Raw genomic sequence first — 25,508 nt, 5'->3', positions numbered from 1 at the left:
ACCGGAACAGTCCCCAAATTTCGAGCGAGTCAGGCTCCAACGATCATGGAGACCAGCTCCTGCTTGTTGTCCTTGGTCGGCACCAGTTCGCCGACCTTGYGGCCCTGGCGAAGCACCACGGCGCGGTCGGCAAGCTCAGTGACGTGTTCCATGTTGTGGGTGATCAGGATGACGGCGTTGCCCTGGTCGCGCAGCGTCGCGACCAGGTTCAACACTTGCCGCGATTCACGCAGGCCAAGTGCGGCGGTCGGTTCGTCCAGGATCACAACCTTGCGGGCAAACACGGTCGACCGGGCCACGGCGATGGCTTGCCTTTGACCGCCCGACATCATGGCGACGACGGCGTCCAGCCTTGGCAACGTGACCTTCAGATTGGCAAGCAGAATGCGCGTTTCGGCATCCATCCTGCGCTGTTGGAGAAATCGCATGCCGCGAGGAAGCCATTCCGGCCAGGCCAACTCGCGACCGGCAAAGAAGTTCTGTCCCGGCGTCAGATTGTCGAAAAGCGCCAGATCCTGATAGACGGTCTCGATGCCGGCGAAGCGCGCGTCCGCAGGGGAGCGTATCTGCGTTGGCGCACCGTCCAGAAGGATCGCGCCGGCATCGAGTTGGTGCACCCCGCTGATGCATTTGGTCAACGTCGACTTGCCGGCGCCGTTGTCGCCGAGAAGCCCGAGGATCTCGCCGCGTCGGACCTCGATGCTGACATCGTCCAGCGCCACGACCGAGCCGAACCGCTTGGTTGCACCGCGCACCGCCAGGACGGGATGATCCGCGGTGGCTGTAGGATCGGCGCTGGCCGCAACGGCGCTCATGACTGCCTCCCGGCCTGCATGACCCGCACGCGCCCTTCGAGATAGTTGCGCAGCACGTCAGCCTCGACCGCGATGACGATGACCACGCCGATGACGATGAGCTGGAAGAAGACGTTGACGTTGAGCAGGTTGAGCGCGTTGCGGATGACGCCGATCATGATGGCGCCAATCAAGGCATGGCCAAGATGGCCGCGGCCGCCGAGAAAACTGGCACCGCCGATGATCACCGCCGCGATCGTATCCAGTTCCAGCAGATTGCCGAACAAGGGCGAACCGGCGTCGGTGCGGCCGGCAAGGATGACGGCACCGATGCCGGCGCACAGCCCCGAGATCACATAGACCGAAACCAGGACCCAGGACACAGGAATGCCCATGCGCACGGCAGCGTCGGGCCGGCCGCCGACGGCATAAATCCAGCGCCCCCAGACCATCGTCTTGGCCATGACGAAAAGCACCGCGGCAACGCCCGCAACCACAAAAACCGATCCAGGCAGACCCCAGACCGCCTCGCGGCCAAGCGCATCGATGGCATCCGGCATTCCAGGGATGGCGCGCCCGTCGGCCAGCTGGAGCGCCAACCCCTTGGCGATGCTCAATGTCGCCAGCGTGATGATGAACGGATGCGGCAACCGGCCGAAGACGTAGAAGAGCCCGTTGATGGTGCCGACCGCCGCCCCGCAGCCGACCATCACCGCGATCACCACGAAGGCGGGAGCGCCGGCATGAAAGCTGAGCGCGCCGACGACGGAAGCCAGTGCCAGGTTCGAGCCGACGGAGAGGTCGATCCCTCGTGTCAGAATGACCAGATGCTGGCCCATCGCCACCACCGAGATGACGGCGGTCTGGGCGAGGATGTTGCTAAGGTTGCGTCCAGTCAGGAAATAGGGGGACAGAAAACTGAGAACGACGATCAGCAACACCAGGATGACGACCGGACCGGCGCTCAGCAGGGCCAGGCCAAGCGCGAGTCCGGGAACGGCTTCTTGCTTCTTGGGTGCTGGCATTGCCGCGTCGCCGACAGTGGTGCCGGTGCCTCGCGTTTCAGGCAAAGTTCCCTCCCCGCCGCGGCCCGTGCAAGCCGCGTCGTCAAAAACTCATGCTGTATTTTAGTTCCCTCTTATCGATAAAAAACAACCTGCATGACTTGGTCAAGTTGTTTTTTATGGATAAAGTTCATGGTAGAAAGGACAAGGTCTTGCTCAGAGGAAGATCCGATGCGAACCGACACTGTCTACAAGAAGGCTTTCAATCGCGTCGCCAGTATGCTGCGTGACGGACAATTGACCGGAGAGCTCCCTTCCGAAAATGAGCTTCGACGGAAAATGGGAGTCAGCCGCACGACTGTCCGAAAGGTCTTGGGAGAACTTGCCCACCGCGACCTTATCGCCGAGCGCAGCGGTGTCAGGACGGCAGGCCGTGCGGTCGAGGATAGCGATTACTATCCCGACGCCGAAACCACCTCACGGGCCAAGCATGTGGAACAGCAGTTCATGGAGTGGATGCTGCGGGGTGACACCAGACCCGGTACCAGCATCAACGAACTCGAGCTTGCGCGTCAGTTCGGCGTCGCGACCAACGGAATTCGCGAGTTCCTGATCCGATTCAGCCGGTTTGGACTGCTCGAGAAGAGGCCGAACACGGGCTGGCTTTTCAAGGGCTTTACGGAAGATTTCGCACTTGAGCTGTTCGAGATCCGGGTGATGTTCGAGCTGCGCTCGGCGCATCTGTTTTCACGACAGCCCGACACGTCTCCGCTGTGGGAGAAGCTCGCCGTGCTCAAGGTTGCGCATACCGAACTGCTGAAGCAGATTGAAAGCCGCTTTCACGACTTCTCCAGTCTCGACAACCGGTTTCACCGGCTCATAAACGAGGCTTCGCCGAACCGCTTCATCGACGATTTCTACGATATCATCAGCTTCATTTTCCACTACCACTATCAGTGGAACAAGCATGACGAAAAACAGCGTAACCAGGCGGCGATCCTGGAGCATCTCGCCTATATCGATGCGCTCGAAAGCCGCGATTCCGAGCGGATTGAGCGGGTCTGCCGAGCCCATCTGGCTTCGGCAAGGGAAACATTGATGCGTTCGCTGATTGTATTCGATGGGATGGACACCAACGCCTGGCAAGACGTTCCGATCGCACAAGCGCTCTAGTTTATCCTGGTGCCGCTCTGGGCGTCGAACAGGTGCACCTTATGCACCATAATCTCCAACTTCACCTCTTGATCAGGTTTGAACAGGGGCTGTTCCCGGATTTCGGCAATCAGATCGACGCCATTCGCATTTAAGGTAAGTTCCTGGGCCTCGCCGGTCGGTTCCACCACCTGAACCGTTGCCTTTGCGTGGGTGCCGCCGACAGTGATGTGCTGCGGGCGAATCCCGTATACCACCCCTTCCCTGTCACTGATCCGAGCGCCATCGGCCAAGGGCAAGCGCAGGCCCTGCTCGGCGGCGAATGCGCCATTGTCAATTCGGCCCTTGATCAGGTTCATTTCCGGTGAGCCGATAAAGCTCGCAACGAAAAGGTTGGCAGGGTTCTCGTAGAGCTCGGAAGGGGTACCGATCTGCTCGACCTGGCCTCGGTTCAGCACCACTATCCGGTCGGCAAGCGTCATCGCCTCGGTCTGGTCGTGCGTGACGTAGATGCTGGTGCGCCCGAGCCGTTGGTGCAGCTTCTTGATCTCGGCACGCATCTTGACGCGCAACTTTGCATCGAGATTGCTGAGCGGCTCGTCAAACAGGAAGGCTGCCGGGTCGCGCACGATCGCGCGGCCCATGGCGACCCGCTGGCGCTGGCCGCCAGACAGCTGGCGCGGCATACGACGCAGCAGATCCTGCAAGCCGAGGATTTCGGCGGCTGCCTTCACCCTCGAGACGATCTCTTCCCTGGGGACCTTGGCCAGTCGAAGGGCGAAGCTCATATTGTCGGCCACGCTCATATGCGGATAGAGCGCGTAGCTCTGGAACACCATCGCTATGTCGCGCGATTTCGCGGGCATCTCGTCGACGACGCGCCCGCCTATGCGGATCTCGCCCGTCGTCTGTTCTTCCAGGCCGGCGATCATACGCAGAAGAGTTGACTTGCCGCAGCCCGAGGGGCCGACGAGGACCACGAACTCGCCGCTGGCAATTTCAATGTTCACGTCGCGCAGAACTTCCACGGCGCCGAAGCTCTTGCCGAGCTGTTCTATCTGGATTGCAGACATCTATTTTCCTCCCGTGCAGGCCCTGCTCATTTTCGCTGAGCGTGCCGCCATGCGCGGTATTCGGTCTCGCCCTCCGCGCTCAACGGGTAGTATTTCCGCAAATCCCCTCCTTCGGCCAAGCGCGCGCGGGTAAATTCTTCCCACTCGATATGCTCGCCGGCAAGCGCGACCAGCTTGGGCGCAAGTGCGATCGGCACGACGACCACGCCGTCGTCGTCAGCCACTATGATGTCGCCGGGAATGACGAGCACATTCGCGCACGCGATGGGGACGTTGACGGCGAAGGGGACAATGTTGGTCTGGGCGTGGAAATTCGGCGTCGCCCCCTTTACCCAGATACCTATATCCAGGGCCGCGGCCTGGGCAGAATCGCGGATGCAGCCGTCGACGACCACCCCGGCCCCGCCGCGACCGGCGAAATAGGTGAGCATCATCTCGCCGAAGATGCCGCTGCCCAGATCGCCGCGCGCATCGACGACAACCATGTCGCCCGGCTGCGTGGGGTAGAGAACGTGACGGTGGAGCTGTCGCTCCGGGTCCTCATACTCTGTTTCGTTATAGAGATCTTCGCGCTTCGGCATGCATTGGAGCGTGAGAGCCGGGCCTGCCGCAGTGCGGCCGGACCTCAATGGCCTCGGGCCCCGGATGTGCGGATCACGAATTCCCATCTTATGATAGAGCTCACTGGCCAGTGTCGCCGAACCGATCGCTGCAAGCGCATCGACCAATTGCCTCGGTGGCCGGGAAATGTCTGATATGGCCGGTATTTGGTCCGCTTCCACTCGTCGTCCTCCCTTAGCGCAGCACCACTTTTATCCACCGCGCCGGTCTCACTTGCCTAACCAACTGTCATCGAAAGCATCGAGCGCATTGCTCCTTGCCCGCCGCTCAGCCACGGACCGCACCGGTGGTCAGGCCTTTGACCAACAGCCCTTGGGCAAACCAGACAAACACCAAAGTCGGGATGACCATGAGAACGCCGGCAGCTGACATGGCGCCCCAGTTGATGCCGAACTGCGAAACGAAATTGGTGAGCCCGACCGGCAGGGTCTGCGCGGACTTGCTCGACGTCAGGGTCAGTGCGAGCAATAAATCGTTCCAGGTGAAAAGGAAGGTGATCACCGCACTGGCCCCGATGCCAGGCGCGATCAGCGGCGTGACAATCTGGACCAGCGTGCGCATCGTGCCGGCGCCGTCTGACTGGGCAGCTTCCTCGATCTCTCTCGGGACATCCTGGATGAAGCCCAGCAGGAGCCAGATGGCGACAGGCAGTTTGGCAGCCGTATGGGCGAGGATCAGCGCCCAGACCGAATCCAGGAGGCCGATTGCCGCGAACACGGCGAAGAGCGGGATGGCGAGCGCGATGACCGGGATCATCCGCATGATCAAGAGCAGGCCGAAGATCAGCATGACGCCCGGCATCCTGAAGCGCGACAGGGCATAGGCGCAGGGGATGGCCAGCAAATGGACCAAAATGACGGTCACGAACGATACGATGACCGTGTTCCAGACATAATCCATGGTGTCATATTCGCGGAAAACCGACACGTATTGCGTCAACGTCGCGGTCACGGGAATGATGTGGACCGGCACGGAGAAGATGTCGGCCGAGCTGCGGATCGACGTCAGGAACAGCCACACCAACGGAAAAATGGTGAAGGCGATGGTCAGGATGAGAGCGAGGTAGCGTCCGGCAACGCCGGCTGTGAACCGGCGGCGGCGGCGTCTTGGCTTGCGATGCGTGCTCACGGCCGCAGTATCCATCAGATGGCCCTCCGCTTTGCGATCAGCCACGGCACTCCGTAGAGCAGGCCGAGCACGACCAGGGACATCCCCAGAGCAATGTAGGAAACCGCCGCCGCGTGCCCGAAATCCACGGCCTGGAATGCCAGCAGGTAGGCGTAGACGGTAAGCAGGTTGGAAGCGCCCCCCGGCCCGCCCTGCGTCATCAGCCAGACGACGTCGAAGGTTCGGAACGTGTCTATGATACGCAGCATCAACGCGATCATGATGACCGGACGCATCAACGGCAGAACAATGTGCCAGAAGCGCTGCCACGGCCCGGCGCCGTCCACCGTCGCGGCTTCGAGCGGCTCCTGGGGCAAGGATTGCAGGCCGGCCAGGAACAGCAGCACCATCAGCGGCGTGTTCTGCCAGACATCGGCGATAATGACCGAGACAAGGGCCCAGGTCGGGTCACTGAGCCAGGGAATGCTGGGCAGGTTGAACATGCGCAGCAATGCATCAACAAGACCGTATTGCGTATTGAAAAGCCACCGAAAATTGAGGCCGACGACGGCGGGAGCGATCATCGGTGGCACCAACAGCAGCGTGCGGGCGAGCCGCATGCCCCGCAATTCTCCGTTGACCAGCACCGCGATCGCCATTCCAGCCACCACCTCGACCGTAATGGAGACGACGCTGAAGATGATCTGGTTTCGAAGGGCTTGGTTGAACTGCCGACCAAACAGCTCGTCTGTGTAGTTTCCTGTCCCGATGAACGGCGCGGAGCCGCTCAGATCCCACCGGAAGAAACTCATGAGGAACGAGTACCCCAGGGGATAGACGAAGATGGCGAGCATGACGACGAACGCCGGGCCGGCCAGAAGGTACCCCTTCTGCCAGGTGTAGGGCAGCGGCGAACGCCGCCGACGCCCCGACACCCGGCCCTGTGGGATGGACGACATCCTCAGTCGTAGGCTCCGGCCCTACGCATGGCGTCTTCCGCTTCCACGGCCGCCTGATTGAGCGAATCGCTTGGCGAAACCTGGTCGGTGAGCGCCTGTTCGATGGCCGAGAACATCAAGGTGCAGACTTTTGAGAAGCCGGGCAGCTTGGGCCATTCCTTGCCGTTCGCGATCGTCGTCTCTAGCTGCTGCAGCCATGCGGCCTGCGGGCCTTTCGCCGCCGCGATCACCTCCTTGGCGATCGCTTGACTGCTGGGGAAGTTGGTGAACTCGTCGAACTGCAGGCGCTGCGCCTCAGGGCCGACCGTATACTTGATGAACTCGACCGCGGGATCCTTGCGCCCCGACTGGCCGTTGAGGGCCATAGCGTGCGAGATGGCGCAGGAAATTGCCGCTTTGTCCCGCACATAGGGCGCGCTCGACCACTTGCCGACAACGCGGGAGGTGTCCGGATTGGAGAGAGTGGCGAAAGCGCCCGGCCAGTCAAAATTGGCGTAGACCGTTCCAGACGAGAATTCAGTCGAATTTTCGTTCCACTGATAGCCGACGGCATCCGGGGGGACGATTTTGTGTTTCTGGACGAGGTCACGGTAGAATGTGAGGGCCTTGATCCCGGCTTCGGAATTGAAGGCAGGTTTGTTGGCCTGATCGACCCAATCCCCGCCGGCCTGCCACAGCAGATCGCTGAAGGTACGCTGGGCCGGATCGCCCTGCCCCGGGACAACCAACCCGTAATGGCCATTGCCGGTGAGTTTCAGGCCGACGTCGACGAGTTCTTCCCAGGTCTCGGCCGGCTTCAGGCCTTTCTCCTGGTAGATGTCGCTGCGGTAATATTGAACGCGCGCATCCATGTTGCGCGGAATAGCCGCCAGATTGCCGTTTTTGGGATCGCGCAGATATTTGACCGCGACGGGATAGAAATCCGCCAATTCGGACTCGCTGAAATAGCTGTTCAGCGGCGCAAAATGGCTGAAGTAGGAGTCAATCTGCGCCGTGTGGGTGCTGTAGACGTCATATTGGCTCGATCGCGCGGCGCTCAACGTGACGACCTTCGATGTCAGCGGCGTGAATTCCAGCAGATCATAGCGGACCTTGACGCCGGTCTTCGCCGTGAAATCCTGGACAATCTTCTCCCAATATTTGGGATAGAGCGGGCCGCCCGTGATCAGCAGCGCCGTAATCTCGTTGGCCTGCGCCCTGGCGATCCATGGCGCGGCGAGCGATCCTGCCGCCACCGTGGCGCCAGCCACCAGGAATTTGCGTCTCGATAAGTTTCCGGACATCACAATTTCCTCCTTGATCATGATTGGTCGGCCCTTTGGGTCGAGCGACGACGTTCAGCATTCCCGTCAAAGTCCGCGGCGGCTTGCTCCTCCCGCCAGGAGACTGTCTGGATCACTCCCGTGCAGACACCACCTTTGCCCTGCAGTGGGCCTATGGCCCTCGCCGGCTTCTGGCGGAGATTCTGTCATCGGTGTTCCGTTTGTTCCGGCGCGCTTTGCTACGCGCATACATTTCTCCTCACGGAAACCAGGCGACCCTTGCGAGCCCGCTGGACGATTGAGCAACGATGACCGCCGCGTTCAGCGACAGTATATCGATCCTCATCTCGGGTGGCGAACGCCGGGGTTGGAAATCTCCAACGTCCAATCCTCCCTTCCCGCGGCACGAGTTATAGGCTAGTGAGCATTTTTATGAGATAGTTGACTGCATATCTAGCCATCTGCCTATAAGCTTATCAGACAAGTGGATGTTAATGATGGATGCCATGGAGGTCAAGCTTCAAACTTTGCCCAAGCAGGTGGCAGGCGTGCTCGCGCGTCGCATCGCCACCGACGGTGTTTCCGGGGGCCAAGGACCGTCGGAGCAACAGATCCTGCAAGAATTCGGGGTATCGCGCGCCGTGGCGCGCGAAGCGTTGAAGATTCTGGCTTCCCTCGACATGATCGAGATCGCACAGGGACGGCGCGTGGTGCTGCGTCCGGCCGAGGAATGGGACTATCTCAGTCCATTGCTCATCGACTGGCTGCCGCCCGAGCAGATCCGGCAACTGCTGGCGGAAGCACACGCGACGCGAATTATCATCGAACCTGCCATCGCCGCCATCGCTGCCAAGCATATGACGAAGGAAAACCTTGAGCATCTTGGCATACTGCTGGCAGCCATGTCCGCGACCGAGGACAATCCGGATGCCTATCTGAAGCTAGACCTCGACTTCCACATGGAGATTTGCCGGTCTACCCAAAACAGGATCCTCGACCGCTTCATGTACTCGTCGCGATGGTGGCAGGCGGCGAGCCGGCGCGTCAGCAATCTGATGCCTCATGCCCTGTCCTTCGCGACGGAAGATCACAGGGCAATCTATGAGGCACTCGTTGCGCGCGACGCAAAACGTGCGGAAGAAGCGATGCGCCGGCACCTGAAGGCAACCACCGCCGTCGGGTTACCGTATAAGGATTAGCCGTTTGACCATCCCTGGTGCGGCGCGGCCAGCAAACGCACTGGCCGCGCCGTGGCGTGTTGGGAGGACACGGCCGGATTCAATGCATGTCGCCCAGAACTGGGCCCGGTCTTGGGGCAACGACATGCAAAAGCGCATCGCCTGAATTCTTTCAACGCGGCGCGCTTTAAGCCCTTTTCGCTTCCCGCTCCTGGCGCTGCCGGGCGCGAAAACCAAACATATCGCCCTTGTCCTTGATTTCCGCCCAGATAGGCGTGGTATGCTTGTCGATGGCGGCGACGTCCGCGTCGGAAATCGTCCAGCCTACGCTCTCGATGTTTTCCTCAAGTTCCCTGACAGTACGCGCGCCGACCAGCGGCGAACTCACGCCTGGCCTGCTGGTAAGCCACTGGATCGCAAGCTGTGGCACCGTCTTGCCGTAGTTGGCCGCAATCGGCTTGAGGGCGTCGACAGCGGCGACGGCTCGCTCGTAGGTGCCCGGCTGGAACAGCACGGTGGTGCGCCGCTCGTCTCCCTCGACGAACTTGGTATCCGGTGAGAGCAGGCCGGTAAGCAGCCCCTGGGCAAGACCACTGTAGGGCATGACGCCGATATTGTGCTTGCGGCAATAGGGCAGAGTTTCCGCCTCAACCTCGCGCCACAGCATGTTGTAGGGAGGCTGGAGCACGTCGATGACGCCATACTGGCGTGCGCTGTTCATATCAGCAGTGCTGAAATTGGAAACGCCGACCGCCTTGATCCGCCCGGATGACCGCAGCTGTTCCATCATTTCCATGGTCGGGCCAATCGGGAAGTCTGCGTTCGGCCAGTGGACGAAATAGATGTCCACATAGTCCGTCTGCATCCGTCTCAGCGAGCCGTCGAGCGCCGCCTCGAGCGCCGCTGGTTCGAGATGGTTCGGGGCAACCTTGGTCGCGATCACCGCTTTTTCTCGGTTGCCGGCGAGCGCCTTGCCGACAACCTGCTCGGCATGGCCATGCCCATAGGCTTCGGCCGTGTCGATCAAGGTAATGCCGAGTTCCATGGCGCGTTGAATCACCCGTATCGATTCCTTGTCATTGGCCGCGCCCCAGAACGCGCCCGACATACCCCAGGTACCCAGGCCAATCTTGGATACCTTGACCGACGACGATCCTAACTGTCGCTGTTGCATTTGCTCCTCCTGATCGGCGGCATGCCCGTCTTGGCACGTCGCTCAGTTTGCCACCACATTTATAGACTTATATGCTCGTCTGACAAGTAAATCGTGACCTGCCCCTTATTTTTGATCGGAGATAGAAAATTCCACCATCCGGGCCGTTAAACCGTGCTGCGCCGGCGCAACTGCCAAAAACACATTCGGCAAAACGGTCGGAAAAGGGGGTTTACGTTTCATCTTCTCTTCTTATATGCTCATCGGACAAGTTGAGGCCTTACCCGCAAGGTGAGTGCACAGGTATGGGGTGAGCCACCCCGGGAGGAGCTTCGATGAAGATCGTGGACATCAAGACGGCGGTCGTCGCCTATCACGGCAAGGCGACCCTGATCCGTATCGATACCGACGCCGGTATCTCCGGCTATGGTGAGGCAAACCCCGACGCGGGCGCGGCCGCGATCGTCGGACTTATTTCAGAATTGAAGTCGGAACTCATTGGTCAGGATCCCCGCAACGTCGAATATTGCTGGGACAAGATCCGTCGCGACCATGTCTTTTCCGGTGCGCAGGCCGGCGTCTTTCTCATCGCGCTGACCGGGCTTGAAATGGCGCTGTGGGACGTGGCGGCGAAGGCGGCGGGGCAGCCGCTCTATCGCATGTTCGGCGGCAAGTTCCGCGACCGGATAAGGCTTTATGCCGATTGCGGCCACGGCGATGACGAAGCGGGATCACCGCAGGGGTGCGCAACGCGCGCCCGCCGCATGGTGGCCGAGGGCTTCACGGCCGTGAAATTCGACATCGACAACGTGCGTCATCCGGCAAAGTTCGATGCGGTGAACCACACCATCAACGGCGCCGAGCTCCGCTCAATGGTGGAGCGCGTTGCGGCGGTGCGCGACGCGATCGGTCCTGACGTAGACCTCTGCATCGACCTGCACGCGCGCTATGACGTACTCAGCGCCAGCCGCATAGCGTCGGAGATGGAGCGGTTCAACCTTCTGTGGCTGGAAGAGCCAATTCCGGCTGAGAACGTCGAGGCGCTGAAACAGATCCGCATGAGAACCAAGACGCCAATCTGCGTCGGCGAAAATCTCTACCTGCGCTGGGGTTTCCGGGAATTGTTCCAGAATTACGGCGCCGACGTCATCATGCCCGATGTGCCGAAATGCGGCGGCCTTGCCGAAAGCCGCAAGATCGCAAATCTCGCTGAAATGTATTACGTGCCATTCGCACCCCATCTTGTGTCGACACCGCTGGGCACGATGGCGACATGCCATGTGTGCGCGAGCGTTCCGAACTTCCTCGTGCTGGAGTGGCATGCCCTCGAAGAGCGGGAAGCGTGGGATGGTTATGTGCGCCTGCCGGATGGCGCCAAGTCGATCGTCGAGGATGGCCACATCGTCATACCCGACACGCCCGGCATCGGTGTCGAGCTCAACATGGACGGCGTGCACAAATACGCCGTGCCTGGCTTCGGCATCTTTGAATAGGCGCTGACCGGACAACATCGGCTAAGCGGAAGTGCGTTTTGGCCACGTTTCTGCCGCTCGACGAAATGAGGTCCGTTGGGAGGAAACCATGGGCAAGCGGATCGTTTTCACTGGTGGCAGCGGCAAGATCGGCCGTCACGTCATACCCTATCTGCTCGAACGTGGGCATCAGGTTCTGAACCTCGACCTGACGCCTCTCGATGTCCCTGGGGTGGAGACTGTCATCACCAACCTTGCGGATGCCGGCGAGACCTATAATGCGCTGACGCTGCATTTCGGGTTCAACGAATATTTCGGCGGAAAGGGCCGCGGCCCGGTCGACGCCGTGGTCCATTTCGCGGCGATCCCGCGGATATTCCTGCGGCCGGACAACGCCATGTTCGCCGCCAATGTGCAGTCGACCTACAATGTGATCGAGGCCGCCACCAAACTCGGCATTCGCAAGATCGTCACAGCTTCCAGCGAAACGGTCTATGGCGTGTGCTTTGCCGAAGGCGAACGCGACTTCACATCTTTTCCGGTGGAAGAGGACTACGACACAGATCCGACCGACAGCTATGGCCTTTCAAAAGTCCTGGGCGAGAAGATCGCGCGCTCCTTCGCTACCCGCACAGGGAGCGATATCTACGCTCTGAGGATCGGCGGCGTTGTCGAACCGCAGGACTACGCGCGGTTTCCGGAGTTCCTCGCGGAGCCCTCAAAGCGGCGGCGCGACGGCTGGACCTATATGGACGCGCGCGACCTGGGCCAGATCGTGCATTTGTGCATCGAGAAGGACGGTTTGGGGTTCCAGGTATTCAACGCCGTCAACGACAACATCGTCTCGGACACACCAACGGCAGAGTTTCTCAAGAAGCACGCGCCCGACACGCCGATTACGCGCTCCATGGGCGTGTTCGAGGGGCCAATCTCAAATCGAAAGCTGCGCGAGGTCCTGGGGTTCAAGCAGGAACATGATTGGCGAACGCGCCCGGCGGGTTCATGACGGCGCACGACGTGGCCCATCGAGGGAACCGACGCATCCCCTGAGGAATGCGTCGGGCCAGGCTCACGTGTGGCGTATTTCCGTTCCCAGCACCTTCAGGCATTCGCGGATGAAGGCTGCAAGCGCCGTCCAACCTTTGGCCGACACCATCGTCCCATCCACATAGGCATCGGTCGGTGACAGATCGATGTAGGTGCCGCCAGCAAGCGTCACCTCCGGCTCGCAAGCCCCTAGAGCGCCGACCTTCTTGCCACGGACGACGCCGTCCACGGCAACCAGGATCTGGACGCCGTGGCAGATCGTAAATATCGGCTTCTTCGCCTCGTGGAAGTGGCGGACCATCGCCTGCACGCGCTTGTCGGTGCGGATGTATTCCGGTCCGCGCCCGCCGGCGCAGTAGACCGCGTGATACTGATCAAGCTGCTTCTCGGCCTCGGAGAAAGTCTTGTTGATCAGTGCGTTGTGACCGGGCTTTTCCGTGTAGGTCTGGTCGCCTTCGAAGTCGTGCAGCGACGTTTTGATCAAGTCGCCGGCGTTTTTGTCGGGGCAGACGACATGAACAGTGTGGCCGACGGCCTCCATCGCCTGCTGGTAGACGAAGATTTCATATTCCTCGGTGAACTCACCTGTCAGCATCAGGATTTTTTTGCCTGGCATGGCTCTTTCCTCTCGGTGTTTGTGATGGGCAAGGCGCACCCCGCGTCTTGCCCCTAAGGACTCGAAGTCGGGATCAGAACGGGGAGTCGGGGAAGTAGTATTCCTTGGCGTTGGCCTGGGTGATCAGCGGAGCGTCAAGCTTGACCGTGCCGCGGACCGGCGCCTGGCCAATCAGATTGGCGACGGTCATGTAGATTGCCGTCTTGATCATCGACGGCGGGTATGGCGTCTCGACCGGCGTCATTGCATCGCCGTCGATCACTTTCTTGACGATATCCTTCATGCCGTTGCCGCCGAGCGCCAGCTTGATGTCCGTCCGGCCCGACTGCTTCACGGCCTCCAGCACGCCGAGCAGCATGTCGTCATCGTTTGCCCAGACCGCGTCGATATGCGGATACTTGGCAAGGTAGTCCTGCATGAGCTTGAAGGCTTCATCGCTGTTCCAATGGGCATATTGAATGTCGAGTACCTTCAGGCCGGTGCCCTTGATCGTATCCTCGAAGCCCTTGATGCGCTCGTCGTCGATGACGGTCGGAATTCCGCGCAGCACGACGAGGTCTCCCTTGCCGCCCAGCTTGTCGATCATGAACTTCGCTGTGTTGGTGCCCACCGCGATATTGTCGCCGGCAAGGTAGAGGTCCTGGATCGAGGCATCGGTCAGCCCCCGATCGACGACGGTGATGAACGTTCCCATGTCCTTGATGGCCTTGACCGGCTGGGTCAGTTCCTCGGACGTGTATGGCAGGATGACCAGGGCATCGAGCTTGCGGCTGGCGGACAAATCCTCAAGCGCGCTCACCTGCTCGGCCGCCGAAGGCGAGGTCTTGACGACCACCTCGACATCCGGAAACGCCGCGTTGATTTCCTTGGCGGCAGCCTGTGCGTGGTACACGATTCCAGCCGTCCAGCCATGATCCGCCGCTGGGATCGAGACCGCCACCACCTTCTTGTCGGCTGCAAGCGCCTGGCCGGCCAACAACAGCGCGCCAGCTGCCGCGGCCGCGACCCATTTTCTACTAAACATCAACTACCTCCCAGAGATATGGACCAGACAACACAAGGCACCCGTCGGGTCCGAGGACGGGTTATTTCGAAAACCGCTGCACGAGCATGGCGATGATGATGATGACGCCCTGCACCGCGGCGACCAGGTATTCGGAGACGAAATCGGACAGCACCATCAGGTTGGCGATGAGCTCGAGGATCACGGCACCTGCGACCGTTCCCCAAATGTGGCCCTTGCCGCCGCGAAGAGCGGTCCCGCCGATAACCACCGCGGTTATCACCTGCAGCTCCCACAGCACTCCGGTGGTCGGGGTCGCCGCTCCAAGCCGTGGCACGTAACAGATGGCGGCGACGGCGACGCACACGCCCTGGATGATGAAGGCGATGGTACGCGTCTTGATGACCGAGATGCCCGAATAGCGGGCGACGTCCTCATTGGCACCGACAGCCGCGCATTTGCGGCCGTATTTGGTCTTGTAGAGTACGAAGGCGCCGATCGATGCCACAACGGCCGAAATCAGGATCGGAACCGGAATGCCGGCGAGGGTGCCGAAATAGACCGGCCTGTAGGCCTCCCGCAGCGATCGATCGATGGGGATCGTGCCGCCATTCGTCATATAGGTGATCAGTGCCCGAAAAATGCCCATCGTGCCGAGCGTGGCAATGAACGGCTCGATCCTCCCGACGGTGACGATCAGACCGTTCGCCAGTCCGCATAGCAGACCTGCGGCGACCGCCATCGCCATGCCCGCGGGGATTGCCCACAGACCGAGGCTCGGCGCCATCATGTTCATGAACATGATCGTAATGCCCGCGATGAAGGCGACCATCGAACCGACGGAGAGGTCGAGGCCGCCGGAGGAAATCACGAACGTCGCGCCAACGGCAATGATCGCGACGTAGGCGCTGCGCGTGACGACGTTGCCGAGATTGGTCGCCGAGAGGAAATCCGGATTGACCAGAAACCCGATGACCAGCAGCGCGACGAGCGCGAGGAAGGGTCCGGCATCGGCCCACGAGACATGGTATTGTCGTTCGGTGCGGGCTGGCGTGGAACTTGTCAGTGCGGTCACGGTTTTCCTCCGGGGGCGACGTCGTGACCCCTCTCGCTGGTCGCAAGCAGCGCGATGTTGCTCTCGGTCATCGCCTCACCCGATACCTCGCCACTGATCCTGCCCTCCCGCATCACCAGGATGCGATCGCAGATGCCGACCAACTCCTGCATCTCTGAGGAGATGACGACGCAGGCTTTGCCCCGGTCGACCAATTCCTGGATGAAGGCGTAGATCTGGGCCTTGTTGGCGATATCGATGCCGCGCGTCGGCTCGTCGATGACGACGACTGAAGGTTCGGTCAGCAGGACCTTGGCCAGAAGCAGCTTCTGCTGGTTGCCGCCTGAAAGCTGTCCGGCTTTGACATTCAGGCTCTTCACCCGGATGTCGTAGCTGGAAACGGCTTGCGCCAGCGCCTGCGCCTCGGAGCGCCGTCGAACCATGAGACCGGGATGAAAGCGGGCAAGCGCGGATAGGGTGAGGTTCGGCGCCAACTCTTCCTGCAGGAGCAGACCCTTGCCCTTGCGGTCCTCCGTCAGGTAGCCGATGCCGGCATCCATGGCTTCCCGCTGCGAACGAATATGCACTGGGGAACCGTTCAGCTCGATGGCCGCATTCGCCGGCCGCAAACCCAGGATGCCTTCGAAGAGCTCGGTCCGCCCTGCCCCGATCATCCCGGCAAAGCCGAGAATCTCGCCCTTGTGAACGGTGAAGGACACGTCCTGGACGTAGCCGGGCACCCTTGCGTTCCGCACGCTCAGCATTGGCTGGTTCGTCCGCACTGCGCGCTTCTGCGGATAGAGCGCGGCGAGCTCACGGCCCACCATGAGCCGCGCCATGTCGAACTGGCTCAATGAATGCCCCGGGTAGGTGCCCACCATCTTGCCGTCACGCAAGACAGTCACCTTGTCTGCCAGCCGCTGAACCTCGTCGAGGCGGTGGCTGATATAGAGGACGGCAATGCCGCGCGACTTGAGGCCAAAGATGATGGCGAGCAGGCGCTCGACTTCCTCCCCGGTCAGCACCGCCGTCGGCTCGTCAAAGATGACGAGGCGATGCTCGTCGAGCAAAGCACGGGCGATCTGGACGAGCTGGCGGTCGGCCAGTGAGATGTCTCGCACCAATGCGATTGGCGACACCGCGCAGCCGATCTCAGCCAGTTTCGCCGCCGCGATACGACGCATGCCCTTGTCGTCGACAAGGCCGCCCCTCGTAAGTTCTCGGCCGAGGAAAAGGTTGTCGGTAACGGTGAGTGCTTCGGCCAGCAGGATTTCCTGGTGAACGAGCGCAATGCCGGCTACCTGAGCCTGATCAGGCTTGGTGAAGCGCACTCGATTTCCGGCCATGGACAACATGCCTTGGGTCGGCTCGATGTAGCCGGACAGCAGTCGCATGAACGTCGACTTGCCCGCGCCGTTCTCCCCGATGATCGCGTGGATCTCACCTGGCAAGATATCCAGCGTCACATCCGAGAGTACCGTGACCGGGCCGTATTTCCTTGAAAGGCCCTCGGCGCGCAGCACGGGCTCAGCTTGCCGTTCAGGCCGCGCCGGCAAGGTGCCGGTATCTGTCTCAAATCGCATGGCAAGGGACATCGCAACGGCTACTCGAACGCGGGCAGGAGCCGGTCCCGGGAATTCTCGATGTGCACACGCATCGCTTTTTCGGCGGCGTCCGGGTCACCCGCGGAAAAGGCGGCGAGAATTGCCTCGTGCTCGTCGAGCGCCTCTTCGGTCACTCGCGAGTGGTACATCAGGCGGAAGATGTGGAAATGGGTATGCTGGTGATTCAGGGTCTCGCGAATGAGCTCGTTCTGAGCGAACTCCACGATCTTGTCATGGAAGATCGCATCCTGGCGGGCGAAGTTCGAATAGCGCAGGCGTTCATCCTTCCCCACACGCCGGGCCATGACGCCTGCGGCCTCCTGCAGTACGGCTAGACGCTCGTCATCGAGCGTTGCTGTGGCTTTGGCTGCCGCGGCGGGCTCGAGCAGAAGACGCAGCTCATAGAGCTCGTCAAAGCGACGGCGGGTGATCTGCGGTGCGGCCCGAAAGCCGATCAGGTGGGTCTTGACCACCAGCCCCTCGCCTTCCAGCCGGCCAAGCGCTTCGCGAATGGGAGTATGCGAGACGTTGAATTCCTTGACGAGATTATCGACGGTGATGCGCGATCCCGGAGCAATCCGCAGTGACATCAATTGCCCGAAGATCGCCTCGTACACGTCGCCAGCCAGGCTGTTGGCACGCTGAATGCGGCCGCTCAGGCGGGCTTCATTGTCAACCGTCAGGTCGGGGTTCTGCATGGTTTACCTCTTGACAGGAGCACCCACTAACATGATGCTTCGGCCAATTCAATACTATATCCTATACGATTTTATAGGGGATATCCGTGATACCAACTCAAGGCGCCGCGAGAGCAGATCTCGCGCACCCAGGCATCGTCCCCGGTTTCGGGGCGTCCGGCAGGCGCGCTCGCGCTTTGAACGACGACTTCGAGATCGGGGCCGGTCTCTGCCCCAATTCACTCAGTTCTCAACCTCTCTTCGAAGGATGCTGTCCATGACGTTGTTCGCAGCCGTGCGCCTGCCGCGCGAGATCCTGTTCGGCAAAGGCCAGCGCCATGTGCTGCCTGCCGTTGCCGCCAGGTATGGACGGCGTGCGTTCGTCTGCACCGATGAGCGTTTCGCGACGACAACGCAGTTCGCCGAGATTCTTGCTGGCTTGCGCGAAGCCGCGGTGGAGACGCTGGTCTACGACCGAACGCTGCCGGATGTTCCGCGCGATAGCGTCGCCGCCTGCATTGCGGAGGCGATGGATTACAAGCCGGACATGGTCATCGGGATCGGCGGCGGCAGCTGCCTCGACATGGCAAAATGCGCCGCGCTTTTGCTCAGCCATGGCGGCAGGCTTCAGGACTACTATGGCGAGTTCAAGGTGCCGGGCCCTACCCTTCCCGTGATCGCTGTGCCGACAACGGCTGGCACCGGCTCGGAGGTAACCCCCGTCGCCGTGATATCCGATCCGGAGCGAACGCTGAAAGTCGGCATCTCAAGCCCTCACCTCATCGCTGCGGTGGCGCTCTGCGATCCGGATCTCACGGCCACATGTCCACCTTCCCTGACGGCGATCGCCGGCGCCGACGCGCTGACGCATGCAATCGAAGCCTTCACGGCGGCCAAGCGCGGCACTGATCCAAATTTGCCGCAACGGCATGTGTTCGTCGGCAAGAGCGCTCTGACCGACCATTTCGCGCTTCTGGCCATCAGACTGCTGGGCCGCAGCCTGGAAAAGGCATATCGCGACGGATCGGACGAAAATGCACGCGCCGACGTCATGATGGGGGCGCTGGCCGCAGGCTGCGCATTCGGCACGGCTGGAACGGCTGCCGCTCATGCGGTGCAGTATCCAGTCGGCGCGATCACCCACACGCCGCATGGGCTCGGCGTTGCCACCATGATGCCTTATGTGATGACATACAATCTTGCGGCAGCGGCCCCGGAAATTGCTGAAGTCGGGACCGCCCTCGGCCTGTCCGATCGGAGCAGCAGCGGACCTGATGCGCTGGCGCATGCCACCATAGGCGAAGTGAGCCGCCTGTTCGGTGCCATCGGCATCACGCCGACATTGGCTGAACTTGGTCTTCCCGAGGACAGGATCGACTGGACGGCCGAGCAGGCGCTCGGCATCGACCGGCTGATCAAGAACAATCCCCGCCCCTTCGACCTCACCGCGATGCGACGACTGATCAGAGCCGCTTACGACGGCGATATGTCTGCAGCCACGATGCGACAGGAGCTGGTCCAATGAACATTTCCGCAGACATATTCGACGAGGATGAAAGTATGTCCGACTACGCCACGTTTTCGCACGGTCTCTATATTGGTGGCCGCTGGCAGCCGTCGTCGGATGGCCGTGTGATTGAAGTGATCGATCCATCGACCGAGGCGGTGATCGCGGCGGTTCCCGACGCCACGCTCGCCGATGCTGCCCTCGCCGTCGACGCGGCTGCGGAGGCAGCGGCCGGTTGGCGTGAAACCCCGCCACGCAGGCGTTCGGAAATCCTGCGGCGTTGCTTCGAACTGATGACCGAACGGGCGGACACGCTGGCAGCGCTGATCTCGCTGGAAAACGGCAAGGCGCTGCGCGATGCGCGCGGCGAAGTTGCCTACGCGGCAGAATTTTTTCGCTGGAACGCCGAGGAGGCTGTTCGCATCAGCGGCGAGTTCGGCCTCGCCCCCTCGGGCACGAACCGGATCGTCGTCGACTATCAGCCCATCGGCATTTGCGTGCTTATCACGCCATGGAATTTCCCCGCCGCCATGGCGACACGCAAGATCGCGCCGGCGCTCGCGGCAGGCTGCACCGTGATCTTGAAGCCCGCCAGCGAGACGCCGCTGACGGCCTACGCGCTTGCAGCCCTCTATGAGGAAGCAGGCGTGCCGCCTGGCGTCGTCAACGTCCTGACGACCTCAAGCCCCGGTCCGGTGACGGCCGCCATGCTTGCCGACCCAAGAGTGAGAAAACTGTCATTCACCGGCTCGACAGGCATCGGCCGCGTGCTCCTGGCCGAAGCCGCAAAACACGTCATCTCCTGTTCGATGGAACTTGGCGGCAACGCACCGTTCGTTGTGTTCGACGACGCCGACCTGGAGGCAGCGCTCGACGGTGCGATGGTTGCCAAGATGCGCAATGCCGGCGAAGCCTGCACCGCCGCCAACCGGCTTTACGTCCAGGCCGGCATCCATGATGCCTTCGCCGATGGATTGCGCAAACGCATGGCAGCCCTCCAAGTAGGCCCTGGCACAGACTCGGAAACCGAGTGCGGCCCGATGATCACCAGGAAGGCCGTGGACAAGATCGATCGGCTCGTCCAGGACGCAGTTGCCCGTGGCGCCAAGGTTCTGTGCGGAGGGGCGATCCCCGAAGGCAAGGGCTACTTCTACCCGCCGACAGTGCTTCGCGACGTGTCCCCTGACGCCGTCATGGCGCACGAGGAGATATTCGGTCCCGTGGCCCCGCTTCTGCGCTTCGACAGCGAGGCGGAAGTGATCGCAAAGGCCAACGACACCGAATACGGTCTCGCCGCCTACATCTATACGCGCGACCTGGCCAGGGGAATGCGTGTGGCATCGAAGATCGAGTCGGGCATGATCGCCCTGAACCGCGGCCTGATGTCGGATCCTGCGGCGCCCTTTGGCGGGGTCAAGCAGAGCGGACTGGGCCGCGAAGGTGGGCAGAAGCACGGCGTTGCCGAGTTCATGGAGGCGAAGTACATCGCCGTGACCATCTGAGCAGATACGATGCAAAAAGATCCGTTCCGCATTCGCGATCACGTGGCCGAGTTCGACACCATCGTCGCCGAGATTGTTCGCCGCAGCACACAAAGCAGGGCGAACATACCCATGGTCGCCGACGTAGCCTACGGACCTGATGCAACTGAAACCGTTGATCTGTTCTTCCCGAAAGGCAAACGCGAGCGCCTGCCGGTGCACATGTTCATCCACGGTGGCTACTGGAGGATGTTCTCCAAACGCGACTATTCCTATGTCGCCGAGACCGTTACCTCTGCAGGCGCGATCGCGGTCATTGTCGACTACGCCCTCATGCCCGCCGTCAGAATGGCGGCGATCGTGGACCAGGTACACCGCGCCAGACAGTGGGTAGCCGACCACATCGCGGACTATGGGGGCGATCCCGGCCGGCTAACCGTTAGCGGTCATTCAGCCGGAGCGCATCTGGCAACGATGCTTTTTGACGATGATAGCCGGCCATCCGGCATTAGAGCCGCACTGCTGCTTGGCGGCCTCTATGACCTGAAACCATTGCAGACCTCATTCCTTGCCAGCGAAATTGCGATCACAGACGAAGAGGTCCGCCGGTTCTCGCCGATCAGCAAAACCTGCGATCCGTCAGTGGCTGTCGAGATCTCGGTCGGAGCCGACGAAACGCCTCCCTTCCACGGCCAGGCCGCAATCTATGCGGACCACCTGGAGCAACAAGGACTGGATGTCTCACGCACGATCCTTGCAGCGGCCAACCACATGAGCAGCGTCCGCGACCTTGGCTTGGCCGGCACCGATGCCGCGTCACTGCTGGCCCACGTCGCGGCAGCCTGAAACCCCGGTCAACCATGCCGGTCATGCCCGGCATGCAACTAGATATGTTCGCGAAGCGTGTCGGCGATCATAACATCAATACTCTGTGCCGACACTCCGAGGATCGCCTCGGAATCGGAGGAATCGACCAGCAGCGGACTTTCGAAGAGGTAGCTCATTTCCACGAGTTCGTGCATCCCCAACGCGTCCATCTGGGCATGCGTGTAGGTGCTGACTTCGGGAAGTTTTTTTCCCAGCATCGCCGAGGTCTTCTGCATGACGACCCGGGGCGAAGCATGCTGGGACGGAACGTGAAATGCACGGCCCCATTCTCCAGCATAGGATGAGGCAGCCACAAGTGTTCTGGCCACATCCTTCGTGAAGGTCCAGGCATGATCCGCATCAAGATTGCCCAGGAAGGTAACGGGTTTCGCCTCCAACAGAGAAGGCAATGCCAAAATCGAGAAGTAGGTGACTGCGCCGTACCCAAGGTAATCGCTGGAACGAACCTCAATGGTGGGAACACTGGCGCCAAGGGCTCGCTGCCACATTATGGTTCGAACGGTGCCCTTGCGCGAGGTGGGATCAAGCGGCAGATCGGGGCGAAGCTGGCCCTTGGCATTTGCGCCGTATCCATAGAGATTTCCCAGAACGATCAGTTTTGCGCTGACCATCTCGGCCGCGCGCGTGACCCCATCCATGATCGGGAAAAAATCAGTTGGCCAACGGTCATAGGCGGCCATGGCACACATGAAAATGGCGTCCGCGCCCCGGCCAAGCCGCGCAAGCGCGTCGGCGTCCGTGGCATCTGCCTGGACCGAGCGCACGTGCCTCAGATCAACGGAGCCGACACCGCGGCTTGTGAGAACAACGTCATGTCCGTCTTCTCCAAGCAGGCGAGCGGTTTCGAGCCCCACCGGACCGGCGCCCACAACAACATAGGTACTCATGTCAAATCCCTTCGAACGTTGCGATAGCGTCAACGTTAGCGAGGCAACGCATTGAAAATCGCGCGGCATTCGCCAAATGTTCAGCATGTTTCGCCAATCGTTGAGGCCGCCCATGCATCCGCAGTTTGCTTCGTCTGCGGCCAACGCCGTTACCGTCGCGGCATTGCAGGTTGAGGCCGGCAGCTTCCAATTGCCCCAAGCCCATCGGCACCGCGTCTTCGTCCACGCAAGCGCAGCGACGCGTTCCTATTGCAGCCAGGTTGGGAGGTATTTCGTACGGCGCGCCGGCGATATCGATCTCGTGCCCGCGGGAGAGGAAGGAGGATTTGGAGCCGAGACGCGGTTCAACACCATTGAACTCAGCCTCTCACCAGCCTTGATGGAGAACGTCGCAGCGGAACTGGGTTCGGGGAGCCTTCGACGGCTTGAGACGCGTCACCTTCTCCGTGACGAACGGATTGAGCATCTCGCTCGCGCGCTCGAGAACGATTTCCGCTCAGGCACACCGAGCGGATCGCTGTTCGCGGACAGCATCGGCGTTGCGCTGGCGGTTCGCCTGCTGGGTCTTCATGAAAAGGAGACCGAGCGAGCGAGCCGTCTGTCCGGGATCCAACTGAAGCGTGTAGTCGATTTCATCGAAGCCCAAATCCAAACCCCGCTGTCCCTGGAAACATTGAGCAGGGTCGCTGGGGTCAGCAATTCACACCTGAGAACCTGGTTCAAAGCTGCGACGGGACTGACCGTTCATCGCTATGTGCTTCGTCGCCGGGTCGAAAGGGCGCGTTTGTTGCTGTTGGCAAGCGACTTGAGCATCAGCGAGGTGGCGCATCTGACGGGCTTTGCTCACCAATCCCACCTTTCTCATTGGATGCGGCGCGAGATCGGCGAAACGCCTCGCGGCATCAAGCGGTCGCGCTCCGTCGCCTGACGCGTCAGGGTCCTGAGCCTAGTAACCGTAGTAAAGCCCCAGGCCCCGCTGCAGGGCCGATGCCAGATGCGCCTGCATCGCCGCTGCTGCTGCCTCCGGGTCACGTGCCTTGCATGCCAGGATGACCTGCATGTGCTCGCGCAAGGATTGCAGCACGAGTGGCACGGTGACTTTTCTGTCCAGCCGGATCAGCCGAACGTAGTTGTGCAGCCGCTTGTAAGAACTCTCGATCAATGGATTGTTCAGGCTGGCAATGATGGAGTGGTGCAGCAAGGTCTCGAGTTCCTCGAGGTCGGCTCTGACATGGTCGGTGAGCCCGGTGCGCTCGATCTCTTCGATGGTCGCCAGATGTCGTCGTTCCAGTTCCGCTAGTTCCGCCTCTTCGGCGGTTTGCGCGTAAACACCTGTCGCCGCCCGTTCCAGAATGCTGCGAAACTGATAGGTCGATCTGGTCAATTCGAACCCGGGCTTCACGAACTGGATGCCCGACCGCGGGTGGATGATGACGATCCCCTCCGCCTCGAGCAGCTTGAGTGCATCGCGCAGCGGCGCAACCGGGATCTGGAGCATTTTGACGAGATCGCCTTGCGACAGAAAGGCCCCTGCGGGGATCTTTCTGTCAAACAGCGTTTCGAGAATTCGCGTGTAGGCACGATCGCCAAGGCGTTGGCCCGCTGGCGCTCCGTCGTTTCCGTCGGGCTTCCTTTCGCGCTCAGCCACTTGCATCACCTCCCTGAATCTGAAATATCTAAACAACATTCTGGAATATCAGATATAGAGACTTTAATATGCGCATCGCAGAATACCGCATCACTCGTTATCAATTCGCTCGTGACCGTATCATAGGTGACAGTCAGGTGCGCATCGATGCGGTTCATGTAGCCGCGCTCGAGCTCGTTGGCGAGGACGGCCAAATCGGACTGGGCTTTGTGCAGAGCTTGTTTCACCCTTTACCCGCCCAGGCCGAGATCATCCGCGTTTTTGAGGAAGAGGTCTGGCCCGGTCTTGTCGGACAGCCGCCGCTGGCGCTCGTGCACCGGGTCCAGCGACCCCGCGGTGGCAACCGGCGCCTCTTCGGCTTGCCTTTCGAAGAGGCCCTTCAGGTTGCCTTGTGGGATCTGAGCGCCAAGCAGGCCGGCCTGCCGTTGCACAGCCTGCTGGGAAGCCGCCGCAAGCGCGTGAGAGCCTATGCCTCAGGTCTCGATTTCCACCTTGGCGACGACGAGTTCCAAGCGTTTTTTGCCCATGCCGACGCCCTCGGGTACCGCGCGTTCAAGATCAAGGTGGGGCACCCCGATTTCGACCGCGACTTGTCCCGGCTGGAGCTGTTGAGAAAGACGGTGCGGCCGGGCGCATCGATCATGATCGATGCAAACGAGGCTTGGGGCGCAAAGGAAGCATCGGTAAAAATCCATAAAATTCATAACCTTGGCTATGAACTCCTATGGGTTGAGGATCCGATTCTGCGCCATGACTTCGAAGGCCTTCGGATGCTCAAGGCGGTAACCCCCCAAACCATGATCAATTCAGGCGAATATCTCGATGCCGGCGGCAAGCGCCTGTTGATGCAGGCCGGGGCGACCGACATGCTGAATGTTCATGGACAGGTGACCGACGTGATGCGCATCGGCTGGCTGGCGGCTGAACTCGGCATCCCGGTGACCCTCGGCAATACGTTTCTTGAAATAGGGGTGCACATGGCCTGCGCCCTGCCCGAAGTCGAGTGGCTCGAATATTCCTTCCAGAATCTGAACCACCTTGTCGATGAGCCTATGGCAATCGTCGATGGATGGATTCAGGCCCCCGAGCGCCCCGGCCATGGCCTTGTCCTCTCCGAAGGGGCCCGCAGGCAATGGGCGCAGCCAGACGTGCTGCCGCACGATAAACTCGACAGGCCGCCTGTCGACGCGCGAACCGCGCTGTAACAGTAACGCCTGTTCCGAATAGCCTGACCTGTCGATAGACGGCGCTAACACTGTTGTGATGTTTTAGATTATGTGATTAATATCTCAGATAGAAGGTCGGCGGACGTTACAAAAAC

The 25,508-nt window shown here is 60.9% G+C and carries 24 protein-coding genes; 9 read left to right on the top strand and 15 right to left on the bottom strand.

Annotation, left to right across the window (positions count from 1 at the left end):
* Nucleotides 1-29: 29 nt before the first annotated feature.
* On the bottom strand, nt 30-815 hold the full coding sequence (locus AC1D2G_RS23780; protein WP_477417020.1) for an ATP-binding cassette domain-containing protein: 786 nt from the start codon (nt 813-815) through the stop codon (nt 30-32).
* Nucleotides 812-1,864 (bottom strand): ABC transporter permease, encoded by a 1,053-nt coding sequence (locus AC1D2G_RS23775; protein ID WP_477304262.1) that lies wholly within the window; start codon nt 1,862-1,864, stop codon nt 812-814. Before AC1D2G_RS23775 ends, AC1D2G_RS23780 begins: the two co-directional genes overlap by 4 nt.
* Before the next feature lie 165 nt (nt 1,865-2,029).
* On the opposite strand from AC1D2G_RS23775, the gene AC1D2G_RS23770 reads away from it, so the two are divergent.
* Nucleotides 2,030-2,971 (top strand): GntR family transcriptional regulator, encoded by a 942-nt coding sequence (locus AC1D2G_RS23770; RefSeq protein ID WP_477417018.1) that lies wholly within the window; start codon nt 2,030-2,032, stop codon nt 2,969-2,971.
* On the opposite strand, the gene AC1D2G_RS23765 is transcribed toward AC1D2G_RS23770, so the two are convergent.
* The 5 genes from AC1D2G_RS23765 to AC1D2G_RS23745 all read right to left on the bottom strand — a co-directional run bounded on the left by AC1D2G_RS23765 (nt 2,968) and on the right by AC1D2G_RS23745 (nt 7,993).
* Nucleotides 2,968-4,023, bottom strand: a complete 1,056-nt coding sequence (locus tag AC1D2G_RS23765; protein WP_457153695.1) for an ABC transporter ATP-binding protein — start codon at nt 4,021-4,023, stop codon at nt 2,968-2,970. The genes AC1D2G_RS23770 and AC1D2G_RS23765 overlap by 4 nt on opposite strands.
* A gap of 26 nt (nt 4,024-4,049) precedes the next feature.
* Nucleotides 4,050-4,790, bottom strand: coding sequence for an RraA family protein (locus AC1D2G_RS23760; RefSeq protein WP_477417155.1), 741 nt, complete (start codon nt 4,788-4,790; stop codon nt 4,050-4,052).
* A 121-nt stretch (nt 4,791-4,911) separates the two neighbouring features.
* Entirely contained in the window at nt 4,912-5,787 is an 876-nt protein-coding gene (locus AC1D2G_RS23755; protein WP_477417016.1) for a carbohydrate ABC transporter permease, read from the bottom strand.
* Nucleotides 5,787-6,710, bottom strand: a complete 924-nt coding sequence (locus AC1D2G_RS23750; RefSeq protein WP_457153697.1) for a carbohydrate ABC transporter permease — start codon at nt 6,708-6,710, stop codon at nt 5,787-5,789. Before AC1D2G_RS23750 ends, AC1D2G_RS23755 begins: the two co-directional genes overlap by 1 nt.
* Nucleotides 6,711-6,712: 2 nt before the next feature.
* Entirely contained in the window at nt 6,713-7,993 is a 1,281-nt protein-coding gene (locus AC1D2G_RS23745; RefSeq protein WP_457153698.1) for an ABC transporter substrate-binding protein, read from the bottom strand.
* Nucleotides 7,994-8,469: 476 nt separating this feature from the next.
* Here AC1D2G_RS23745 and AC1D2G_RS23740 point away from each other — a divergent pair, with 476 nt between their 5' ends.
* Nucleotides 8,470-9,171 carry a FadR/GntR family transcriptional regulator gene (locus AC1D2G_RS23740; protein WP_477417013.1) on the top strand — a complete coding sequence of 234 codons (702 nt, stop codon included), beginning with the start codon at nt 8,470-8,472 and terminating at the stop codon, nt 9,169-9,171.
* A gap of 166 nt (nt 9,172-9,337) precedes the next feature.
* Here AC1D2G_RS23740 and AC1D2G_RS23735 read toward each other — a convergent pair whose 3' ends face one another.
* Nucleotides 9,338-10,324 carry an aldo/keto reductase gene (locus tag AC1D2G_RS23735; protein ID WP_477417011.1) on the bottom strand — a complete coding sequence of 329 codons (987 nt, stop codon included), beginning with the start codon at nt 10,322-10,324 and terminating at the stop codon, nt 9,338-9,340.
* Between the two features lie 314 nt (nt 10,325-10,638).
* Here AC1D2G_RS23735 and AC1D2G_RS23730 point away from each other — a divergent pair, with 314 nt between their 5' ends.
* Both AC1D2G_RS23730 and AC1D2G_RS23725 read left to right on the top strand, forming a co-directional pair.
* The gene (locus tag AC1D2G_RS23730; RefSeq protein WP_095087576.1) at nt 10,639-11,796 is read left to right on the top strand and encodes a mandelate racemase/muconate lactonizing enzyme family protein; all 1,158 of its coding nucleotides are present in this window, start codon (nt 10,639-10,641) and stop codon (nt 11,794-11,796) included.
* Nucleotides 11,797-11,884: 88 nt separating this feature from the next.
* Nucleotides 11,885-12,781: an NAD-dependent epimerase/dehydratase family protein gene (locus AC1D2G_RS23725; protein WP_477417009.1), complete on the top strand. Its 897-nt coding sequence runs from the start codon at nt 11,885-11,887 to the stop codon at nt 12,779-12,781.
* A 63-nt stretch (nt 12,782-12,844) separates the two neighbouring features.
* Here the strand turns inward: AC1D2G_RS23725 and AC1D2G_RS23720 are convergent, their stop codons facing one another.
* From AC1D2G_RS23720 to AC1D2G_RS23700, 5 genes are all read right to left on the bottom strand, one after another.
* Nucleotides 12,845-13,438, bottom strand: a complete 594-nt coding sequence (locus AC1D2G_RS23720; RefSeq protein ID WP_457154763.1) for a DJ-1/PfpI family protein — start codon at nt 13,436-13,438, stop codon at nt 12,845-12,847.
* A gap of 73 nt (nt 13,439-13,511) precedes the next feature.
* Complete coding sequence (locus AC1D2G_RS23715) at nt 13,512-14,462, bottom strand: substrate-binding domain-containing protein (RefSeq protein ID WP_477227451.1); 951 nt, start codon at nt 14,460-14,462, stop codon at nt 13,512-13,514.
* Nucleotides 14,463-14,523: 61 nt separating this feature from the next.
* Nucleotides 14,524-15,516, bottom strand: a complete 993-nt coding sequence (locus AC1D2G_RS23710) for an ABC transporter permease (RefSeq protein WP_477304280.1) — start codon at nt 15,514-15,516, stop codon at nt 14,524-14,526.
* Nucleotides 15,513-17,078: a sugar ABC transporter ATP-binding protein gene (locus tag AC1D2G_RS23705; protein WP_477417007.1), complete on the bottom strand. Its 1,566-nt coding sequence runs from the start codon at nt 17,076-17,078 to the stop codon at nt 15,513-15,515. Before AC1D2G_RS23705 ends, AC1D2G_RS23710 begins: the two co-directional genes overlap by 4 nt.
* A 20-nt stretch (nt 17,079-17,098) precedes the next feature.
* A complete protein-coding gene (locus AC1D2G_RS23700) occupies nt 17,099-17,797 on the bottom strand; it encodes a GntR family transcriptional regulator (protein ID WP_095087567.1) in 699 nt (232 codons plus the stop codon).
* Between the two features lie 256 nt (nt 17,798-18,053).
* Between AC1D2G_RS23700 and AC1D2G_RS23695 the strand changes: the two genes are divergently transcribed.
* The 3 genes from AC1D2G_RS23695 to AC1D2G_RS23685 are packed head-to-tail and all read left to right on the top strand — an operon-like array spanning nt 18,054 to nt 21,610.
* The gene (locus AC1D2G_RS23695) at nt 18,054-19,301 is read left to right on the top strand and encodes an iron-containing alcohol dehydrogenase (RefSeq protein ID WP_477417005.1); all 1,248 of its coding nucleotides are present in this window, start codon (nt 18,054-18,056) and stop codon (nt 19,299-19,301) included.
* A complete protein-coding gene (locus AC1D2G_RS23690; protein ID WP_477417003.1) occupies nt 19,298-20,785 on the top strand; it encodes an NAD-dependent succinate-semialdehyde dehydrogenase in 1,488 nt (495 codons plus the stop codon). Before AC1D2G_RS23695 ends, AC1D2G_RS23690 begins: the two co-directional genes overlap by 4 nt.
* 9 nt (nt 20,786-20,794) lie before the next feature.
* Entirely contained in the window at nt 20,795-21,610 is an 816-nt protein-coding gene (locus tag AC1D2G_RS23685) for an alpha/beta hydrolase (RefSeq protein ID WP_477417001.1), read from the top strand.
* A gap of 38 nt (nt 21,611-21,648) precedes the next feature.
* On the opposite strand, the gene AC1D2G_RS23680 is transcribed toward AC1D2G_RS23685, so the two are convergent.
* Nucleotides 21,649-22,539, bottom strand: coding sequence for an NAD-dependent epimerase/dehydratase family protein (locus tag AC1D2G_RS23680; RefSeq protein WP_477416999.1), 891 nt, complete (start codon nt 22,537-22,539; stop codon nt 21,649-21,651).
* A 112-nt stretch (nt 22,540-22,651) separates the two neighbouring features.
* Here AC1D2G_RS23680 and AC1D2G_RS23675 point away from each other — a divergent pair, with 112 nt between their 5' ends.
* Nucleotides 22,652-23,467 (top strand): helix-turn-helix domain-containing protein, encoded by an 816-nt coding sequence (locus AC1D2G_RS23675; RefSeq protein ID WP_477416997.1) that lies wholly within the window; start codon nt 22,652-22,654, stop codon nt 23,465-23,467.
* 18 nt (nt 23,468-23,485) lie between these two features.
* Here AC1D2G_RS23675 and AC1D2G_RS23670 read toward each other — a convergent pair whose 3' ends face one another.
* Nucleotides 23,486-24,187: a GntR family transcriptional regulator gene (locus tag AC1D2G_RS23670; protein WP_477416995.1), complete on the bottom strand. Its 702-nt coding sequence runs from the start codon at nt 24,185-24,187 to the stop codon at nt 23,486-23,488.
* Between the two features lie 68 nt (nt 24,188-24,255).
* Here AC1D2G_RS23670 and AC1D2G_RS23665 point away from each other — a divergent pair, with 68 nt between their 5' ends.
* Nucleotides 24,256-25,392, top strand: a complete 1,137-nt coding sequence (locus AC1D2G_RS23665; protein ID WP_477416993.1) for a mandelate racemase/muconate lactonizing enzyme family protein — start codon at nt 24,256-24,258, stop codon at nt 25,390-25,392.
* Nucleotides 25,393-25,508 lie beyond the last annotated feature (116 nt).

The sequence above is a fragment of the Mesorhizobium sp. P2_C7 genome, from assembly GCF_056404515.1.
The sequence above is the reverse complement of the archived record's forward strand: the minus strand, read 5'-3'. Positions and strand labels throughout refer to the sequence as shown.

Coding starts and splice junctions, on each gene's coding strand:
- AC1D2G_RS23700 (WP_095087567.1), bottom strand. CDS start 17,797: ATGCAGAACCCCGACCTGACGGTTGACAATGAAGCCCGCCTGAGCGGC.
- AC1D2G_RS23675 (WP_477416997.1), top strand. CDS start 22,652: ATGCATCCGCAGTTTGCTTCGTCTGCGGCCAACGCCGTTACCGTCGCG.
- AC1D2G_RS23680 (WP_477416999.1), bottom strand. CDS start 22,539: ATGAGTACCTATGTTGTTGTGGGCGCCGGTCCGGTGGGGCTCGAAACC.
- AC1D2G_RS23750 (WP_457153697.1), bottom strand. CDS start 6,710: ATGTCGTCCATCCCACAGGGCCGGGTGTCGGGGCGTCGGCGGCGTTCG.
- AC1D2G_RS23695 (WP_477417005.1), top strand. CDS start 18,054: ATGACGTTGTTCGCAGCCGTGCGCCTGCCGCGCGAGATCCTGTTCGGC.
- AC1D2G_RS23715 (WP_477227451.1), bottom strand. CDS start 14,462: ATGTTTAGTAGAAAATGGGTCGCGGCCGCGGCAGCTGGCGCGCTGTTG.
- AC1D2G_RS23720 (WP_457154763.1), bottom strand. CDS start 13,438: ATGCCAGGCAAAAAAATCCTGATGCTGACAGGTGAGTTCACCGAGGAA.
- AC1D2G_RS23740 (WP_477417013.1), top strand. CDS start 8,470: ATGGATGCCATGGAGGTCAAGCTTCAAACTTTGCCCAAGCAGGTGGCA.
- AC1D2G_RS23725 (WP_477417009.1), top strand. CDS start 11,885: ATGGGCAAGCGGATCGTTTTCACTGGTGGCAGCGGCAAGATCGGCCGT.
- AC1D2G_RS23665 (WP_477416993.1), top strand. CDS start 24,256: ATGCGCATCGCAGAATACCGCATCACTCGTTATCAATTCGCTCGTGAC.
- AC1D2G_RS23765 (WP_457153695.1), bottom strand. CDS start 4,023: ATGTCTGCAATCCAGATAGAACAGCTCGGCAAGAGCTTCGGCGCCGTG.
- AC1D2G_RS23735 (WP_477417011.1), bottom strand. CDS start 10,324: ATGCAACAGCGACAGTTAGGATCGTCGTCGGTCAAGGTATCCAAGATT.
- AC1D2G_RS23755 (WP_477417016.1), bottom strand. CDS start 5,787: ATGGATACTGCGGCCGTGAGCACGCATCGCAAGCCAAGACGCCGCCGC.
- AC1D2G_RS23705 (WP_477417007.1), bottom strand. CDS start 17,078: ATGCGATTTGAGACAGATACCGGCACCTTGCCGGCGCGGCCTGAACGG.
- AC1D2G_RS23745 (WP_457153698.1), bottom strand. CDS start 7,993: ATGTCCGGAAACTTATCGAGACGCAAATTCCTGGTGGCTGGCGCCACG.
- AC1D2G_RS23730 (WP_095087576.1), top strand. CDS start 10,639: ATGAAGATCGTGGACATCAAGACGGCGGTCGTCGCCTATCACGGCAAG.
- AC1D2G_RS23685 (WP_477417001.1), top strand. CDS start 20,795: ATGCAAAAAGATCCGTTCCGCATTCGCGATCACGTGGCCGAGTTCGAC.
- AC1D2G_RS23690 (WP_477417003.1), top strand. CDS start 19,298: ATGAACATTTCCGCAGACATATTCGACGAGGATGAAAGTATGTCCGAC.
- AC1D2G_RS23770 (WP_477417018.1), top strand. CDS start 2,030: ATGCGAACCGACACTGTCTACAAGAAGGCTTTCAATCGCGTCGCCAGT.